We start from the raw sequence: 19,068 nt of genomic DNA, 5'->3' as shown, positions 1-19,068 counted from the left end.
CTTCAACACAACCTCAACTCCTTGACGGCGCCGGCATGCACATCATGCCGGCGCCGCCTGCACTCTCAGTGCTTTGTCGTCGTGACCAGATCCTTCAGCCACTTGCGATGGTGCCGCCAGGCCCAGCCACCCGTCACCTGACCACGCGTCATGGCGCTGATCGTGCCACGCACCCAGATGCCCGCGTAAACGTGGACGATCCAGACGCAGATCGCGGCAATCGCAGCCCCCGAGTGCACCAGAACGGCAATGCGCCGCTGCTCGATGCTGAAGTAGCTCGCGAAGTACTCATCCCAGCTCACCAGACCCGATACGATCAGGACCAGGATCAGGATCGACATCGACCAGAACACCATCTTCTGGCCAGCATTGTACTTGCCGACTTCAGGCAGCTTGCCTTCGTCACCGGCCAATACATCACGCAGCCGGGTGAGCCAGACGCTATCTGTCCGCTTCCAGAGATTGAGCCGGAAGAAACGGAAGAACAGCCCCATGAAGCTGAAGAACAGCACAACGCCGATCCAGGGATGGAGAGCCCGCGTCCACTGACCGCCGCCGAACATGCCGGTCAGAAAATACAGGCTCGGACTGAACAACGCGAGCCCGGACAAGGCGAGCAGCACGAGGCTGATCGCCGTGATCCAGTGGTTGATGCGTGCGCCGACGGTATAGCGATCGACGATGACCGGTTTACCGGGGCGGACACTGTCGCCCGTATCGACTTCCAACTCGCTCATGGCCGCCCCTCCGTCAATCGCTCGGCGTTCTTCTCATCCTCCTCCGACACCCTGTTGGGGCCGGCGATGGCATGATGCAGGAAGCCGATGGCGGCAAAGGCGCCGATGGCGGCGAGACCGGCGTATTTGGTCACGCCCTTCCAGACCTCAACGATCGGACTGATCGACGGATTGTTCGGCAAGTTGGCGTAGATCTGCGGCTTGTCGAGATGCTGCAACACGTACATGACGTGCGTGCCACCCACGCCCGGAGGATCGTAGAGGCCGGCCTTGGTAAAGCCGCGCGACTTGAGATCCTTGATGCGGTGGTCGGCCCACTGCTTCATCTCGTCCTTGGTACCGAACACAATCGCCTGTGTCGGGCACGCCTTCTGACAAGCGGGTCCCTGCCCGACCGCGACGCGATCGACGCAGAGCGTGCACTTGTAGACCTTCGAGTCCGCCTTCGACAGACGCGGGATGTTGAACGGACATCCCTTGATGCAGTAGCCGCAGCCGATGCACTTGTCGTGGACGAAATCCACGATGCCGTTGGAGTACTGCACGATGGCGCCAGGCGCCGGGCAAGCCTTGAGACAGCCCGGATCCTCGCAATGCATGCAGCCATCCTTGCGGATCAGCCACTCGAGATTGCCGGTTTCGGCATTCTCGTACTCGGTGTAGCGCATCAACGTCCAGGTGTTTTCCGTCAGATCGTGCGGGTTGTCGTAGACACCCGTGTTGATGCCGACTTCCTCGGTGAGGTTATTCCACTCGAGGCACGCCACCTGGCAGGCCTTGCAGCCGATGCACTTCGATACGTCGATCAGCTTCGCCACCTCCGTCTGCCGTTTGGCAGGCGGCGTGACGGTGGAAGCCGAACGGCGGATCAGGTCTTGCTCGCCGAACTTCGCGGGGACCGGATTGGTGGTCGGGTTTGGAACAGGTGTAAACATGTCTTTGCCCTCCCTTTAAGCCACCGGACCCGAGATGGGTTCGACATTGACAAGGAACGCCTTGAACTCAGGCGTCTGTGAATTGGCGTCGCCGATCGCGGACGTCAGACTGTTGATCGGGGATGCCTTCTTGGTTTCGCCGATGAAGCCGAAGTTCAGCGGCAGACCCACCTGATGCACCTGCTTGCCGTCGATCATGAACGGCTTGAGGCGCTTGGTGACCACCGCCTTGCCCTTGACCTCGCCGCGGTTGGACCAGATCCGGACGCGCTGTCCGTGCTTGATCCCTTTTTCCTTGGCGAGTTCTTCGGACATCTCCACGAAGAATTCCGGCTGCATGACCGCGTTGGCGTGCGCGGTCTTGGTCCAGAAGTGGAAATGCTCCGTCAGCCGGTAGGTGGTGCCGACGATCGGGAAGTCCTTGGACGTACCAAGGGCCGCCAGATCGTTCTTGAACGCCCGCGCCACCGGGTTGCCCTTGAGTTTCGGGAACACCAGGTTGCCGACCGGAGATTCAAACGGCTCCATGTGGACGGGGAACGGACCGTCGGCCATCAGACCACGAACCCAGAGACGTGAGACGCCTTCCGCGTTCATGATGAAGGGACCAACAGCGCGGCTCGGCGGAATGGTCGGCACATAGTCCGGCACATCCGGTCCGGTCCAGCGTTCGCCGTTCCAGTACATGTACTTCTTGGCTTCGCTCCACGGCTTGCCGTCGGGATCGGCCGAAGCACGGTTGTACTGGATGCGGCGGTTGGCCGGCCACGAGAAGCCCCAGTTCGGATAGACGCCGAGCCCCGAGGGGTCTGCGTTATCGCGACGCTGGGCGAAGTTGCCGCTCGGACCGTAGAAACCGGTGTAGATCCACATGCAGCCGTCGGTCGAACCGTCGTCCCGCATCTCGGCGAAAGTCGCGAGACGCTGGCCGGCGGCGCGAACCACCTTGCCTTCCGCATCCTTGAGATCGACCAGCGCCTTGCCGTTGAGGTCGGTCTGCAATTCGTCGACGCTCGGATGGAGCGGATCCTTGTAGCTCCAGTCCACCGCGAGGATCGCGTCCTTGCCCTTGCCGCCTTCCTTTTCGTACAGCTTGCGCATACGCACGAACAGGTCGGCCATGATGGCGATGTCGGTCTTGGACTCGAAGTAAGGGTCGGCCGCCTGCCAGCGCCACTGAATCAAGCGGCTGGAGTTGGTGACACTTCCTTCTTCCTCGACCCACGACGTCACCGGGAGCATGAACACTTCGGTCTGGACCTTGGCGGGGTCGATATTGTTGAACTCGCCGTGGTTTTCCCAGAACCGGGCCGTGTCGGTCTCGATCGGATCCATGCTGACCAGGAACTTCAGCTTCGACAACGCTTCCCGGCTCTTGTTCGAGTTGGGAATCGCCATCAAGGGGTTGAAGCCCTGACAGAGCAGACCGGTGGTCTTGCCCTGGCTCATCAGGTCGAACATCTTGATGCAGTCATAGATGCCATCGAGCTTCGGCAGGTAGTTGTAGCCGAACTCATTCTCCTTGGTGGCATTGGCGCCGAACTGCGACTTCAGGAAGCTGACGTAGAACTTGCGATAGTTCTGCCAGTAGCTGGTCTGGTTCGGCGTCAACGGCTTGAACGTCCGCTTGCCCAAATGCGACTCCAGCGTCGGCTCCTGCTCGGTCGGCAGGGCCAGATAGCCCGGAATGGCCGCCGTCAAGGTACCGACGTCGGTGATGCCCTGCACGTTGGAGTGACCGCGCAATGCGTTCACGCCGCCGCCGGGGATACCGATGTTGCCGCACAGAAGCTGGATCATCGCCGCACAGCGGATGTTCTGCGCACCATGGGTGTGCTGAGTCCATCCGAGCGCGTACATGATCGTCATCGCGCGTTCGCCATTGGCGGTGGTGGAGACCCACTCGGCCACCTTCAGGAACTTGTCCTTCGGAGTGCCCGAAACGCGTTCCACCAGCTCCGGCGTGTACTGCGCGAAGTGCTTCTTCATGAGCTGGAATACGCAGCGCGGGTCCTGCAACGTCATATCGCGAAGCGCGAAGCCGTCAGGGCCGAACTTGTATTCCCACGTGCTGCGATCATACGAACGCTTGCCCTCGTCGTAACCGGAGAACAGGCCTTCGTTGAACTCGAAATCGTCGCGCACGATGAACGCGGCGTTCGTGTAGTTGCGCACGTACTCTTTATGAATCTTGTCGTTGGTGAGCAGGTAGTTGATCACACCCGACAGGAACGTGATGTCCGATCCGGAACGGATCGGCGCATAGTGGTCCGCCATGGCTGCCGACCGGTTGAACCGGGGATCGACCACCATCAGCTTGGCGCCACGCTCGGCTTTCGCCTCGGTGACCCACTTGAATCCGCAGGGATGTGCCTCCGCTGCGTTACCACCCATAATCCAGACGAGATCAGCGTTCTTGATGTCCGTCCAGGAATTCGTCATTGCACCGCGACCAAATGTGGGGCCCAAACTGGCCACCGTCGGTCCGTGTCAAATTCTCGCCTGGTTCTCGATCTGCAACAGACCAAGGCCACGCGAGACCTTGAACGTTGCCCATCCGCCTTCGTTGGCGACCGAACTGCCTGCGAGAAACGCCGTGGTCAGCCACCGGTTGACGGTGACGCCGTCGCGGTTCTTGTCGATCCAGTTGGCGTCGCGATCTTCCTTCATCAATTTCGCGATGCGCTCCATCGCGAAATCCCAGCTCACGCGCTCGAAGCTGTTCGAGCCGGGCTTGCGGTACATCGGGTATTTCACCCGGACCTTCGATTTTACGTAGTCGAGGGCACCAGCTCCCTTGGGGCAAAGCGTGCCGCGGTTCACAGGATGGTCCACGTCACCTTCGATATGGGTGACAGCCATCTTGCCTTTTTCTTCCTTGCTCTCCGCAGAGAAGACAATCATGCCGCAACAAACAGCGCAGTAGGGGCACTGGCTACGGACTTCCTTGGTTAGCGCAAGTTTGAAAGGCCGGATTGAAAGTGCATGAGCCGCTTCGATTTCACCAAATCCAAGAGCACCAAGACTTGTTCCGACCAAACCCGCGCCGGCCCCGAGCATAAACGAGCGCCGCGAGAGTTCCATGTTCATGGAACGTTTCCTCCGAGTTGGCCCCCGCCGGGGGACAGCCGACTTTAGAGTTAGTCAAAATAAAAACTATGCCCAGTTCAAGTGACTGTCAAAGCTACGTTTTTGTCGCACCTCACCTGTCAGTCATGTGCCCTTCTTGTCTTCATGCCTTGTTGCAACGCGGCATCTCTTTGCGCTTGCTCGTTTATCCATTCAGATGAAATGCACATTTAAGGCGAGCTCAGTGACAACAAACTCGCGTGAAGTCATTTCGTCGCAGCACAACGCTTGACGACAGACTCGACGAGTCGCACAACAATCGCGTGGCGACACAAATTGCTCCCGCGGGTCGGGGCTTTCGAATCGGATTGTACAGACGCGATATATTCGCGAATCGCGGCGCCGCATTCCGCATGTATGCGGTATGTTCAAGTCGGTCTGCGATATATCCGAAGATACGCCGCTCCTTCGTCTTCCAGTCCCTCACCAGATTCTTGGCCGTATCCCTTGGCGCCGTCTACGCGCTGGTCTGCCTTGCCACATCTGCGGCCGCCGGCCCCTCCGGGACATCGCAGACCCCTCCTCCAGCCACGCTCAGGAATTGGTCCGAATCGAAGAAGCCGCCGTTTTTACTGGACGACTTGCATGGCAATCCGCGCGATCTGCGCGCCTTCGCAGGGAAAGCCGTCCTGGTGCACTTCTTCGCAACATGGTGTGAACCATGCGTGAGCGAAATGGCGTCGCTGCAACGGCTTGCCACGATGAGTCGCGGAAAGCCGCTCGCCATCATCGCCATCGATGTCGCCGAGGTTGATCTTCGCGTTCGGGCGTTCTTCGAAAAACGTCCTGTCGATTTCGCCGTCCTGCTCGACCGCGATCGCGCGGTCAGCAAGTCCTGGGACGTCACCGCGCTGCCGACCACGTTCGTGCTCGACGCCAGTCTCACACCGAGATTCTTCATCGAAGGCGATCTCGACTGGTCGAGCCACGATGTTTTGACGACGCTTGAAACCCTCTACCCCACCGCGGACCAGCCGCAACGCGCAACAACCGACCGCAAATAACCTGAGCATTCAAAGAGGAGGAAAATATGCAACGGCGAGAATTTCTGAAGGCTACGGCAGCATTGTCGTTCGCGACCATACTGCCTGGCACAGCCCGGTCAGAGGTCGTATTCGCACCGCATCCAGGCGCATGGCGGAGCGTCGATCTTGTCACCAGGATCGAGATCGACAGACCGGCAGGCAAAATGCAGGCATGGATACCGCTCCCATCCGTGAACGAGACCGCGTGGATGCGGCCCGGCGAATCGACATGGACCGGCAACGCTGCCAGCGTCACGCGCGTTCGCGATGCGAAATACGGCGCCGAAATGCTCCATGCGATCTGGAAGGACGGCGAGAGCGCGCCCGCCATCGAGGTCGTCAGCCGCGTTGCGATGCGCGACCGCGACATCGACCTCGGTAAGCCCGGCAACGCCGCATCTCTCAGCGATGCCGAGCGCAAGCTCAACCTTGAAGGCACTGAACTCATTCCCGTCGACGGGATCGTCAAGCAGACCTCCGACAAGATCATCGCGGCCGCCAACGCCAAGACCGACCTCGAGAAAGCCCGCGCGATCTACGAATGGGTGGTCGAGAACACGGTGCGCGTGGCATCGACGCGCGGCTGCGGCATCGGCGACGTGGCGGCAATGCTCAAGAGCGGCAATCTCGGCGGCAAGTGCGCCGATCTCAACGCGCTCTATGTCGGCCTCACGCGTGCCGCCGGCGTGCCTGCGCGCGACGTTTACGGCATCCGCGTCATCCCCTCGCAGTTCGGTTACAAGAGCCTCGGCGCCGGATCAGCCAACGTGACCAAGGCCCAGCATTGCCGCGCTGAGGTTTTCCTTGCGGGATTCGGATGGGTTCCGGTCGATCCTGCGGACGTTCGCAAGGTGATGCTGGAAGAACCGCCGAAGGACCTCCCGATCAACGATCCCAAGGTGGTGGCGGCGCGCAAAGCCTTGTTCGGCGCATGGGAAGGCAACTGGGTTGCCTACAATACCGCGCATGACGTCGCACTACCGGGCAGCACGCATCCCAAGCTCGGCTTCCTGATGTATCCGCAGGCAGAGCGGGCCTCGCTCCTGCTCGACTGCCTCGATCCGGACAAGTTCAGATACACGTTGACGGTGAAGGAAGTGAAAGCGAGCTAGACGCGCCTGACGGCTTACATTGCGTCAAAATAATCCCGGCAATGGCGGGTCACCGCCATTGCCGGTTTGGCTTTCCTTGATCAGGTCAATGCCCGGCGGGCGCCGGCGCACCATCGATCATGACGTTGACGCAGGCCACCTTGCCGCTCGCCGCCGCGCGCGCCAACGCCTCATCGAGTTCATCCAGCCGTGTCACATATTCGCCGTGCCCACCCATCGCGGCGGTGGCCAGATCGTAGCGCGCGCCGCTCAACTGACAACCAATCAGGCGATCGGCTCCGTATTCCCGCAATTGAATCTGGTGCTCGGCATTCCAGCGCAAATCGTTGCCGATGACGATCACATAGGCAGCCCCATGACGCGCGGCGGTCTCCACCTCCGCGAAATGAAAACCAACCGTCCCGTCTCCCATCATGGCGAAGACTTTATGATCCGGCTTCGCGAGCGAAGCCGCCAGCCCGTAACACAACCCGCCGCCGATCACGCCGGAGACGCCATTGATGACGCGATGATCGGCCGCGGTGAGCGCCTGCGCCCACTGCCCGATTTCACCGCCATCGCAGATCGCTACCGAACGCTGCGCCGACTTGATCTGGCGCTGCACCGCTTCGCACAATTGCGCGGATGTGATCGTCTCGCCCGCCGCAGCGGAGCCTCGATTGCGGACCGCCAGACGCTCCGTCACCTGCCCGCGCCACTTGGCATGATCCTGCGCGCCACTCGCCTTGCCAACGCCGATCAATTGTTTCGCTGCATCGACAGGATCGGCAGAGGCAATCGTCTTTAGTCTGGAGCCGAGATTGAGATAGGCGCGGTCGAATTCGCTGGCCCTGGCATCGACCACGATCCAGTCCGTCTTGGGATCGAACGAATTCGTGCCGCCGAACGACAGTGTGAAGTCGATTCTCTTGCCGAGGCTGACGATGAGATCGGCTTGCCCAAGCACCTTGCCGATTTCGCCGAGTGAAGGATCTCTCAGGCCACGCGGGCTTTCCATCACGATCACCGGCGCATCCAGCGCGGCAGCCAGCCGCTCCGTCAAATCCCCGGTACGGGTGCGGTTCATCACCGGGCCGCAAATCACCACCGGGCGCTGCGCGGCGGCGATCGCCTGCGCGATGCGCTTTGCATCATCATCGCCGAGCGATTGCGGCACTCGTTCAAAGGCGGCCTTGGGCGGAACGGCCGCCTTCCCCGCATCGGCTTCGAGCACATCGAACGCCAACGCGATATGAACCGGGCCGGGACGGCCCGAGCGCGCGGTGCGGATCGCGCGCGCCGTGTCATGCCCAAAATCGGAAGGTTTTGTCGGGCGTATCGAAAGCTTGGTCAAAGGCGCCGTCACCGCGCACTGACTCATTTCCTGAAACGCGCCGCGCCCATCCTGCGAGACGGGCGAATCCCCGCTCAACAGCAGCACGGGGGTCTCGGACTCGCCGACAGAGAACAGCGGACCGACCGCGTTGGCCAACCCGCCGCCCGCCGTGACCAGCGCGACGCCGACCTCGCCGGTCAGTTGCGCGTGAGCCTCGGCCATGAACACGGCGGCGGCTTCGTGACGGGTATGGACGATCTCGATGCCGAGTTCAAAGCAGGCATCGTAGACCGGCATGATCTGGTTTCCCGAGAGCGAGAAAATCCGGCTGGTCCCGGCCGCCTTGAGTGTCTGTGCGAGAAGATCCGCGCCACGCATCGCAAAGTCCCTTTCCTTGTTTTTCTTGCACGGGCCGAAGCCCGATCCCGAGAATGTTGAAAGTCCGGAGTACTGCCCTGTCACACCATCGCTATGCCGGTGAGACAGTCGCAACGTCGAGCCGATCGACGATTTTCCTGGCGATAGGAATGGCCGATGTCGCCGCCGGCGACGGTGCGTTGCAGACATGCACCTGACGGCTGGTGTTCAGAAACAGGAAGTCCTGCAACAGCGAGCCGTCAGCCATCACGGCTTGAGCGCGAATTCCCGCGCCCGGCTGTCCCATGTCCGCGAGCGTCAGCCCCGGGCAATATTTCCTGCACAGGTCCAGATAGCGCCGCCGCGAGATGGAATTGCCGAACTCGCTCAGCGCCGCGCGAGAGTGCTGGAAGATGAGCTTCCAGAATCCGCCGAAGCTCGCCATGCTGAAGACGTCTGGAAGATTCACGCTTCCCTTGGCGTAACCCTCGCGATGGAATCCCAGCACCGCATTCGGCCCGATGGTAATGCGGCCATCGATCATCCGGGTCAGATGGATTCCGAGAAATTGCAGATCCGGGTCTGGAACGGGATAGATCAGGTGCTTGACGATCGACGAGCGCGACGGCGGCAGCGTGAAATATTCCCCTCGGAAAGGCACGATCCGATGCGTCGGGTTGAGGCCGCCCATTCGCGCGATGCGGTCCGATTGCAAGCCGGCGCATGCGATCAGCCGGTCCGCCGTCAGTCGATCTCCGCTATCGAGCATGACGGCTACACTCCGCTCGCCCTCCTCGATTTGCGTGACCGCGACTCCGGTCATGACTCGCGCGCCATGCTGGCGAAGCTCCTCCGCCATCGCCACGCAGATCTGACGGTAATCGACAATACCCGTCGTATGCACGAGAATGGCGCCGTCGCCGGTAATGTTCGGCTCAAGCTGCCGCAGGCGCGTCGCCGAAACCTCCTCGATCGAGATGCCGTTCTGCTCGGCGCGGCCGATCAAGGTCTGCATCCTCTCCATTTCGACGCTGTCGGTCGCGACGATCAGCTTGCCACACGTCTCAAATGGAATATTCCGCGCGGTGCAAAATTCCTTGGTCGCCATTTCCCCTTCGCGGCAGAGCTGAGCCTTCAGGGACCCCGGCGCGTAATAGATGCCCGCATGAATGACGCCGCTGTTATGCCCCGTCTGGTGAAACGCGAAGCTGTTTTCCTTTTCGACCAGCACGATCCGCGCCCCGGAATCCCGGCGCAGGATTTCCGTTGCGGTGGCAAGCCCGACAATGCCGCCGCCAATGACGCAATGAGTATAGGACATCCAGTCAAATCCACCGTTACTGCAACCTCGACGATCAAGCGCCGCGCCGTTCCTCCCGACGCGGCGCTTCCGACATCATGACCCGTTGAGATCGTAGATCGCCGGGAAATAGACGTCCTTCCAGTTCGTGGTCGTCCGCTCGACCAATCCCACCTTGTTCATGTGCTTCAGGAAGGTGAGCGTGTTCTGAGGCGCCGCGTCCCAGATCATTTTTGGATTCTTCAGAATAGCGAGGGCATCGTCCTTGCTGAACTTCTTCACGTCCATCTCGATCCAGACCTTCGCGGCATAGTTGACGTCCGAACGGATCATGCCCTGCGCTTCCTTCAACGCATCCACGAAAGCCTTCAGCAGCTTCGGGTTTTGCTGAATGAAGCGATCGGTCGCATAAGCCACCGCGATCGGATAAGGGCCGCCGACGGCATCGTAGCTGTTCAGCACGATATGGACCCGCGGGTCCTTCAGTTCGATGTCCTGGAAAGGCGATTGGGCGAAGTGGCTGTTGATGCTGCCGCCCAGCATCGCCGCCATCGCATCGCCGTGCCCCATGGAGACCGTGTACTGATCGACAGAGAAGGCCTTGGCTTCGCCCATCTGCTTGATCGCCGCCATCTGGATCATGACGGCCTGGTTGGAAATCTTGACGGCAGGCAGCGCGATCTTGTCGCCCGACGAGAAATCGGCCAGCGTTTTCACCTTGGGATTTGTCGTCACAAGAAACTGCGGATGCGAGGAGATCGAAGCAATCCCCTTCACCTTGTAATTGTTCTGGGTCTTCGACCAGATAGTCAGCAACGGCGGGATGCCGCCCGTCGCGATATCGAGGCTGCCGGAGAGAAGCGCCTCGTTCATCGCCGCGCCGCCGGTGAATTTCAGCCACTCGGTGGTGATCTCGACGCCTTCCTTCTTGGCGTACTTTTCAAACAGCTTCTCATGCTCCATCACCATCAGCGGCAGGTAACCCACGCCCGGCTGTTTGGCGATGCGCACGTTAACAGGTGCCGCAAAGACAGGCGTCGCCATCATAGTGACGAGACCTGCGGCGAATATCTGACGGACCCACTTCATGATATTTCGACCTCCCTTTGAATGATTGTTCGCGCGTCTCTTAGTTGCGGAGAGCGTGCGATTTGCAGCTCTTGCGGGCGACCATGCCCGCATTCCGCTGTCCCACGGCACTGCAAATATCGTCAGAAGAATTGGGGAGGAACGAAAGCCATCCGCATCGCGGAGTCATGCCCTGCATCACGAGCAGCATCATGTAACCGTACCTTCCCCAGACACCAGCGCAGCCGCCTTTTGCGATGCTGCACACGTTCCGATCTATCCTCGCACGATTGATACGGCCGGTGCGGCAGCATCTCGTGCAGAAGGCGTCAGAATTCTTGTTCGACAATCCTAGCGGAGAAATCTTCGGGCGGCACAGAATTTATTTCTAATACTTACGATACAAACAGAATGACAATCCGCGTGTCTCAATATCTGGCATCGGCATAAAATATCGCGCGCCGCGAATATGCCGTCGCAGCGTACGATATTTCGGCTTTCGATCGATCGTTCAGAACGATCGATCCTCATGCGGCGCGCGCACCGTAGAACAGCGTGACGACGTGTCGCGCTTCCGCGAAGAACAGCCAGCGCTCGACCAGCACGCCAATCGCCGCAAGCACGACCGCGATCGTCAACGGGATGGTGGCTGCCATCCCACTCAACAGGATAGAGATCAGCACCAGAACGAACGGTGCTGCGAACAATGCGAGCAGCGATATCCCGCGCAGCTTGTCGGCGTGCTTGCGGGCGATGGTGAAGCCCATCTCGCGCATCAGATAGTTTTCTTCGGTGTGCGGCGCCTCGAACAGGCGCACCTTGCCGATATTGCCGAGGCCAGTCGCGCTTTCGGGGCTGCTCGGATGCCGGGTCGTCGCGATAAAGCGCCAATAGCCGAGCTTGGCGATCAGCGCCGCGACACCCGCGACCAGCACCACGATATCGACGCCTTGCGAGCCCTGACCGAACAGATGCAGGATCGTGGCCAGCAGCAACGCTCCGCTGTAAAGGCCGAGCGCCAGATAGTTCGGCACGACATAGGCATTGTGCCATTGGTGAATCGTTTTCAGCGACGCATAGATCATCGCCGTGCAATAGATCGTGACCAGCGAAGCCACCGCCGTGACAAGGCCCAGCGTCACCGCGACCGCGCCCGGCGCGGGCCAGACGATCCAGGCCAGTAGCAACAACCCCGCCGGAACATAGGTCACGAACGAACAGATGCCTTCGCGCGACAGCCATGACGTGCGCCATTGCGAGAGCGCGCGCCACGCACGCTCTGGCCGCCCAAGATGGAACGTCGAAGACAACAGCCCAACCGTCACCAGCGCAAGCGCAAGCGGCAGCACGACGAGCGCGACCAGACGATCTCCGGGCGCGCCGGAGAACGCCGACATCAGGCCGTACCAGACGAGCAGGCCATAGCCCGCGCCGGATGCCGTGGTGAAAATGATGACCGAGAGTGCGGGATGCATCTTTTCACCTCAACGCGACAGGACGCGGTCGGCCCAGCGCAACAGCGCCGCGCCCTTGCCGTCGGAGGATGCCTTCTTCGCAGCGATATCCACCAGCGAAATGTCGTTCTGCGAACCGCATGATCCTTGCTTGCGCGGACGCGGGGGCAGATAGCGGTTGACCGGCTTGTAGCCAAGCTCCGGCATCAGTTCGTAACCGCCGCGCTCGGCGACCAGACGCGAGACATCGGAGTCCGGATCGCCGAGATCGCCGAAATGGCGCGCATGCGCCGGGCAGGTCGCGACGCAAGCCGGAACGCGATCGGCCTCCGGCAGATTCTCGTTGTAGATCTTGTCGACGCACAGCGTGCACTTCTTCATCACGCCATCGTCTTCGTCGAACTCGCGCGCGCCGTAAGGGCAAGCCCACGAACAGAGCTTGCAGCCGATACAGGTGTCGGCGTTGACGAGGACGATGCCGTCCTCGGTGCGCTTGTAGGACGCGCCGGTAGGGCACACGGTGACGCAGGCCGGCTCCTCGCAATGCAGGCAGGATCGCGGGAAGTTCACGGTACGCGACGTCTCGCCCTGCCCCGCCTCATAGGTGTGCACGCGGTTGAACCAGACACCGTCGGACTTGCTCTGGAAGTCGCTCAACGGGCCGGAGTGGCCGCTCGCGTTCCACTCCTTGCAGTTCACGGCGCACGCATGACAGCCCACGCAGGTGTCGAGATCGATGACGAGACCGAGCTTCTTCTGGCCGGGTTCGATGGTGGGAAGCGACGTCACTTTGCGGCTCCTGAGGATTTGCGGGCCGGAAGCGGATCCCACGGATTTTTGCGGCCTTCGGCGTCGAAGCGCAGCACGGCTGGGCGCTGCGGCATGTGCGGCGGACGCTTGAGTGTGGGGAATTCCGGCAGCGGGGTATGTTCGGAATCGGTCGCCTTCTCGATGCGCACACGCACATCGTACCAGGCGGCCTGCCCGGTCACGGGATCGGAGTTGGAATGGCGATACCCGTCCTTCTCCGGCAGCCGTTCCGAAATGACATGGTTGAGCAGGAAGCCTTCGGTGCCTTCCGGCGCGTCGGAAGGCAGATTCCACGCGCCCTTGCGCTTGCCGATCGCATTCCACGTCCACACCGTGTCGGGATTGACGCCTTCCATGGTGCGCACAGGTACGCGAATGCGACCGTGATAGCTCGTCACCCAGACGTAATCGTCATCGGCCAAACCCATCTTCTCGGCCGTCTCGCGATTCATGTAGAGGAAGTTCTTCGAGAATATCTGGCGCAGCCACGCATTCTGCGAGTGCCACGAATGGTACATCGCCATCGGACGCTGGGTGATGGCCGACATCGGGAATTCTTCCGCCGACACCGCCTGCTCTTCCAGCGGCTGATACCAGATCGGCAGCGGATCGAAGTAGTTCTTCACCCGCTCGCGGTCGCGCTCCGGCGGCTGGATCGGGCCGTGCCCCTCCGCAGCCAGTTTGAATTTCTGCAACGGCTCGCTGTAGAGATGCAGCACGATCTGGTTGGCGCTGTCGATCATGCCGAGCTTCACGGCGTGTTCGAGATAGTTCTTGTTGCCGTGCTTGAAGTAGACTTCATCGTGCGGCAGCTCGTGACGCCAGAAGCTCTTGTTCTCGATGTAGCGGTCGAGCTGGCTCTTGTTCGGCGCGCCCTTGCCGGGCGTGTTGCCGTCCTCGCCGCGGAAACCGGCGAGCGGACCGATCCCCGGCTTGCGCTGGTGGTTGACGATGTAATCCGGATAGCCGCCGGGATATTTCGCCGAGCCGTCATCGTTGGTGAAGCCAGGCAGCTTGAGGCGCGCGCCGAGTTCGATCAGCACGTCCTGGAACGGCCGCACGTCGCGGTCGGGTGTCAGCACCGGACGGCGGATCGCATCGGCCGGGCCGTGCGCGCTGCCGATCGGACGGTCGAGCAGCGAGATGCAGTCCCAGCGCTCAAGGTATGTCGTGTCCGGCAGAACCAGATCGGCATAGGAGACCATCTCGGAGGCATAGGCGTCCGAATAGATGATCTTCGGAATCTTGTAGCTGCCGTCCTCGTTCTTGTCGGTCAGCATCTGCATCGTGCCGGCCGTGTTCATGGACGAATTCCACGCCATGTTGGCCATGTACATGAACAGCACGTCGACCGGATAAGGATCGGCCGCCCATGCGTTGTGGATCGCCATGTGCATCATGCCATGCGAGGACAGCGGCGCTTCCCACGAATAGGCCTTGTCGATGCGCAGCGGACCGCCATTCTCGTCGACCAGCAAATCCTCCGGCCCCATCGTGAAGCCGAGCGGCATGCCATCGAGCGGTTTGTCCGGCGCCCACGTCTTGCCTGCGGGCTTGGGGCCGCCGGGCAGCGGCTTCGGATACGGCGCCTTGTAGCGCCATGAGCCGGGCGTATCGACCGCACCTAACAGCATCTGCATCACATGCAGCGCGCGGCAGGTGTGGAAGCCGTTGGAATGCGCAGAGATGCCGCGCATGGCGTGCATCGCGATCGGACGGCCCACCATCTTCTCGTGGCGGCGTCCCGCCCAGTCGGTCCACGGCTGATCGAGCACCACGGGATCGTTGAACGCCTCGCCGATTTCGGCGGCGATGCGACGGATGCGCTCGGCTGTGAGGCCGCAACGCTCCGCGACGGCTTCGGGCGAGAACTCGTCGCTCATATAGCGGTCGGCGAGCAACTGGAACGACGGCATCACGCGGCGGCCGTCCTCGAGCGTGAAGGTGCCGACGACGGCGGGCGAGAAATCCGTGCCGCTGGCGGCAACCGCCTTGCCCGTCTTGCTGTCCCAGGCGAGCGGCGCGCCTTCGGCGTCGCGCGCGAACAGGCCATGATCCGCGCCGCCCGGATTCTGCACCACAAGCCACGTCGCGTTGGTGTAGCGCGCGAGAAAATCGAAATCGACGATATCGGCGTGCAGCAGGCAGTGGATCAGCGCGAAGACGAAAAGACCATCGGTACCGGGACGAATACCGACCCATTCATCCGCAATGGCGGAATATCCGGTCTTGACCGGATTGATCGACATGAACTTGGCGCCGCGCTTCTTCAACTCGGCAAGGCCGATCTTGATCGGGTTGGAATCGTGATCCTCGGCAACGCCAAACAGCATGAAGTATTTGGTGTGCTCCCAGTCCGGCTCGCCGAACTCCCAGAACGCACCGCCGATGGAATAAAGACCGCCGGCCGCCATGTTGACCGAACAGAAGCCGCCATGCGCGGCAAAATTCAGGGTGCCGAATTGCATCGCCCACCAGCCGGTGAGCGACTGACTCTGGTCGCGGCCGGTGAAGAAGGCGAGCTTCCTAGGATCGGTGTGGCGGATATCGCCGAGCCACTGCGTGGCGAGACCGAGGGCTTCCTCCCACTCGATCTCCTTGAACTCACCGCTTCCGCGCTCGCCGGTGCGCAGCAGCGGCTTGCGCAGCTTCGCCGGGGAATATTGCTGCATGATACCGGCGGAGCCCTTGCCGCACAGCACGCCGCGATTGACCGGATGATCCTTGTTGCCTTCGATGTATCGGATGCGGCCGTCCTTGATGTGGACTTTGATGCCGCAACGGCAGGCACACATATAACAGGTGGTGTATTTTACCTCGTCGCCGACGACGGGCGACGTCTCCACCACCTCGACGGGACCCGCGAGCAACTCAAGCAGATCGCGCTCTGCGGGCTGTTGCTGCTCGGCATGAACATCGCGCTTGAGCATGCGGCCCGCATGGCCGAATGCATCTCCGATCAAACTCATCCTGGTCCGACCTTCCTCATTCGGATCGCCCATCGGCCAATCCGCATTTCCGATTAGAACGAGTCCAGAAGATATTCTCAATGTAAAATCAAACACTTATCGATTGATTTTTACGAACGATCCAATCGCCTGCGACGATTGTTGTGCAGCGCGCAAAGAAAAAAGCCGGCGCCTTCAACGGCCACCGGCAATCGCTTCTCGATGATGATGACGCACGCCGATACGCGCGCGAGGGCCTTTATTGAAAGACTTCCTCGGTCGCGCGATTGATTTCATCGACATATCTTTTGCGGGCAAATGCCTCGGTGAGAAAACCGAGGACTTCACCCGTGGCCTCATCCCTGACGGCAAGGATCTCGGATTCCGCCTTGTCGAAGCAAGCCATCGCAACCTTGATGTTCATCGATGGCGTCAGCGTCATGTCGCGATATTTCGCCAGTTCGGAAACCTCGCGCGTGTCCGCGCCGACATCGAAGTCGCTGGAGAACAAATCCGCCAGCAGCACGGTCCCCGCATAATGCCCTTCTTCGTCGAGCAGAAAGATCGCATGGGTCGAGCCGAGCGGATGAAGATGCCGGGACACCGCGATCGTCACCTGGCGCGGTTCGGTTTTCACATCCGTGCGCATCAGCCGTGACACCGTGAGGCTTCGCAGCCAGCCGACATCGTGTGCGCCGCGGATCGTTTCGCCGCGCAGGTGCAATCGCCACGTCGAGAACGAATGTCCGAAGAACTGGCGCACCATCATGCTGGTGACGAGGCAGGAGGCCAGCACGCCCGCCGTGATTTCGAGGCTGCGGGTCATCTCGAGCACAAGGAAGGACATCGTCAGCGGGCCGCCGACGATCGCAACGCCCAGGCAGGCCATGGCCGTCAGGGCGCTGACGTTCGGGTCGACGTGAAACGCCAGCGACGGAACGTACAGATGAAGGGCTGTGGCAAACAGTTTTCCGATCAGGGAGCCGATAAACAGCGACGCGAAGAACAGCCCGCCCCGGAAACCCGATGCGAGAGAAATCAGGCAGGCCGCGAGTTTGAGCACGATCAGCAAGGCGATATGGCCGGGAAGCATGTCGCGCGACAGATCCAGCACCATCGCGCCGTGCCCTGCTCCAAGCACCTGTGGAGTTATCCCCGCCATGGCCGCGATGCAGATGCCGCCGATGACCGGGCGAAGCCAGATCGGTATGATCTTGTGTCCAAAGACACGCTCCACTATCGGCGCGGCCCGCATGACAAGAATGCCAATGACGCTGACGAGAACGGCCAGAACGAGCATCAGGCCGTACTGGCGCAGATCGCTCATCACCAGATCGGGGACGTTCAGGGAATAAGTGTTTGTCCCGAGCCACCGCACCACCAGCGTCCCCGAGATCGCCGCCGCCAGAATCGGCGCCGCGCTCGCGACCGTATAGGTTCCCACGATCAACTCGCAGGCATAGAAAGCGCCGGTCAACGGAGCATCGAACGCCGCGGCAATGGCGGCGGCGGCCCCTGCTCCGACGATGATGCGCAAGTCGCTGCGGCGCAGGTTCAGGAAGCGCCCACCGAGGGACGACAATCCCGCGCCGATCTGGGTGTAGCCCGCCTCCAGCCCCACCGACGCACCCGATCCGTTTGAAATCAGGGTCTGGAGGCTGACAATGACACTGTCGCGCAGGGACAACCGGCCGCCACGCAACGCGTTGGCTTCCACGGGATCGACGGCTGCCGATATTTTTTTGCGCCGCCGGTACCACTCCATGAGGCCCAGTATGAATCCGCCAACGACGAGCGAAGCGCCCGCGACCCACGGATTGATCACATCGTTGGCGCTGAGCCGGACATCGATGCGAATTCCATAGATCAGCACATGGGCAAGCTGGGCAAGCTCGCTCATGAGCGTCACGATAAATCCGGTTCCGACACCAAGAGCGACCGCAAGAAAGACGAGGAAAAACTCGTTCGTTCGCACCCTCGCGCGCAGCCAAGCTCTCAGCGACATCTGAGCACACTCATCAAATGACAGCCTCGGCAGCCTGATCGCCGGGCCGTGGACTGCGGGCCGTTTGTCAGGATCGATTGCGTTTCAGAGGATGAGACGGCCATCAACCCGGAGGACACGATGCAATAGCTATTTCCGACTCAGTTCGGCGTGTCCAATGGAATCGCGGCCTGTTTCGCGGGAAAGCGACAGGTTGACGCTTAACTCCAAGGCCCGCAGGGCGCGGCCAGCGCCCGGTCTGCTCTTGCGGATCGAATCAGGATTTGGGGACGCCTGCGCGACGATAGAACTCGACGAACATGCGGCCCGGCTCGACGAACTGGACGTGATGGGCGACCTCGCTCTCGATCACGACCGTCTCCCCGGCCCTCACCAGCCGTTCGTCCCGGCGCGGCGGCTCCAACCGATAGACCAGCGCGCCTTCCAGCACATGAAGCAGGCCCCATGTGCCCGCCTTGGTGGCATGGCCCGCTTGCAACTTGGCGGGCAGGCTTTCAGAGTTGAACTCCGGCGACCGCGCATATGCCTCGAGCCCGTCCGGCAACCTATCGGGGATGGGCATGGCGTCTTGCTCCAATCAAGCTGGCTTCAGGAAATCGCCGCAACAACCAGCATGCCAATGACTATCATGATCAGGCCACTGACCAGCATCGGAATGAGCGAACTACTGGCCCGGGAATCGAGGCCACGGTCGGCGGCGAGGGGCTCGAGCTTTTTATAGGTTCCAATTGCAGCTTTAGGCATCGGTGACACCCTTTCTGAGCAAAAATACCTGACATGGGGCGCGGTAACGATTGGCGGCCGGCGCCCACTAAAGATATATATAAAATACCTGTTTTATTCAACCTCTGGTGATGATTCAGGATATAAAAA

General features: G+C 61.0%; 14 protein-coding genes. 2 read left to right on the top strand and 12 right to left on the bottom strand.

What is annotated here, in order from left to right; all coding sequences use genetic code 11:
- Positions 1 to 65 precede the first annotated feature (65 nt).
- Genes AFIC_RS04585 through fdnG form a run of 3 tightly spaced genes read right to left on the bottom strand, consistent with a single transcriptional unit; the run spans position 66 to position 4,762 of the window.
- Positions 66 to 737, bottom strand: coding sequence for a formate dehydrogenase subunit gamma (locus tag AFIC_RS04585; RefSeq protein ID WP_275247977.1), 672 nt, complete (start codon positions 735 to 737; stop codon positions 66 to 68).
- Entirely contained in the window at positions 734 to 1,672 is a 939-nt protein-coding gene (gene fdxH / locus AFIC_RS04580) for a formate dehydrogenase subunit beta (RefSeq protein ID WP_275247976.1), read from the bottom strand. Before fdxH ends, AFIC_RS04585 begins: the two co-directional genes overlap by 4 nt.
- A 15-nt stretch (positions 1,673 to 1,687) precedes the next feature.
- The gene (gene fdnG / locus AFIC_RS04575; RefSeq protein ID WP_275247975.1) at positions 1,688 to 4,762 is read right to left on the bottom strand and encodes a formate dehydrogenase-N subunit alpha; all 3,075 of its coding nucleotides are present in this window, start codon (positions 4,760 to 4,762) and stop codon (positions 1,688 to 1,690) included.
- Between the two features lie 239 nt (positions 4,763 to 5,001).
- On the opposite strand from fdnG, the gene AFIC_RS04570 reads away from it, so the two are divergent.
- Entirely contained in the window at positions 5,002 to 5,805 is an 804-nt protein-coding gene (locus AFIC_RS04570; protein WP_275247974.1) for a TlpA disulfide reductase family protein, read from the top strand.
- 26 nt (positions 5,806 to 5,831) lie between these two features.
- The gene (locus tag AFIC_RS04565; protein WP_275247973.1) at positions 5,832 to 6,938 is read left to right on the top strand and encodes a transglutaminase-like domain-containing protein; all 1,107 of its coding nucleotides are present in this window, start codon (positions 5,832 to 5,834) and stop codon (positions 6,936 to 6,938) included.
- Positions 6,939 to 7,023: 85 nt separating this feature from the next.
- Here the strand turns inward: AFIC_RS04565 and AFIC_RS04560 are convergent, their stop codons facing one another.
- The 9 genes from AFIC_RS04560 to AFIC_RS04520 all read right to left on the bottom strand — a co-directional run bounded on the left by AFIC_RS04560 (position 7,024) and on the right by AFIC_RS04520 (position 18,939).
- A complete protein-coding gene (locus AFIC_RS04560) occupies positions 7,024 to 8,631 on the bottom strand; it encodes a thiamine pyrophosphate-binding protein (RefSeq protein ID WP_275247972.1) in 1,608 nt (535 codons plus the stop codon).
- Positions 8,632 to 8,722: 91 nt separating this feature from the next.
- The gene (gene lhgO / locus AFIC_RS04555) at positions 8,723 to 9,931 is read right to left on the bottom strand and encodes an L-2-hydroxyglutarate oxidase (protein ID WP_275247971.1); all 1,209 of its coding nucleotides are present in this window, start codon (positions 9,929 to 9,931) and stop codon (positions 8,723 to 8,725) included.
- Between the two features lie 75 nt (positions 9,932 to 10,006).
- Positions 10,007 to 10,999: an ABC transporter substrate-binding protein gene (locus AFIC_RS04550; protein ID WP_275247970.1), complete on the bottom strand. Its 993-nt coding sequence runs from the start codon at positions 10,997 to 10,999 to the stop codon at positions 10,007 to 10,009.
- A gap of 506 nt (positions 11,000 to 11,505) precedes the next feature.
- Positions 11,506 to 12,453 (bottom strand): dimethyl sulfoxide reductase anchor subunit family protein, encoded by a 948-nt coding sequence (locus AFIC_RS04545; protein ID WP_275247969.1) that lies wholly within the window; start codon positions 12,451 to 12,453, stop codon positions 11,506 to 11,508.
- Between the two features lie 9 nt (positions 12,454 to 12,462).
- A complete protein-coding gene (locus AFIC_RS04540; protein WP_275247968.1) occupies positions 12,463 to 13,221 on the bottom strand; it encodes a 4Fe-4S dicluster domain-containing protein in 759 nt (252 codons plus the stop codon).
- Positions 13,218 to 16,211, bottom strand: coding sequence for a molybdopterin oxidoreductase family protein (locus AFIC_RS04535; protein WP_476692286.1), 2,994 nt, complete (start codon positions 16,209 to 16,211; stop codon positions 13,218 to 13,220). The genes AFIC_RS04540 and AFIC_RS04535 overlap by 4 nt, the downstream gene beginning before the upstream one ends.
- Before the next feature lie 238 nt (positions 16,212 to 16,449).
- Positions 16,450 to 18,195, bottom strand: coding sequence for a chloride channel protein (locus tag AFIC_RS04530; protein ID WP_275247966.1), 1,746 nt, complete (start codon positions 18,193 to 18,195; stop codon positions 16,450 to 16,452).
- 256 nt (positions 18,196 to 18,451) lie between these two features.
- Positions 18,452 to 18,757 (bottom strand): TehB family protein, encoded by a 306-nt coding sequence (locus AFIC_RS04525; RefSeq protein WP_275247965.1) that lies wholly within the window; start codon positions 18,755 to 18,757, stop codon positions 18,452 to 18,454.
- A gap of 26 nt (positions 18,758 to 18,783) precedes the next feature.
- Positions 18,784 to 18,939: a hypothetical protein gene (locus AFIC_RS04520; protein WP_275247964.1), complete on the bottom strand. Its 156-nt coding sequence runs from the start codon at positions 18,937 to 18,939 to the stop codon at positions 18,784 to 18,786.
- Positions 18,940 to 19,068 lie beyond the last annotated feature (129 nt).

This window comes from [Pseudomonas] carboxydohydrogena, from assembly GCF_029030725.1.
In the GTDB taxonomy this organism is placed as follows: Bacteria; Pseudomonadota; Alphaproteobacteria; order Rhizobiales; family Xanthobacteraceae; genus Afipia; species Afipia carboxydohydrogena.
Note: the sequence above shows the minus strand (reverse complement) of the source record. Positions and strands in the feature narration are given on the sequence as shown.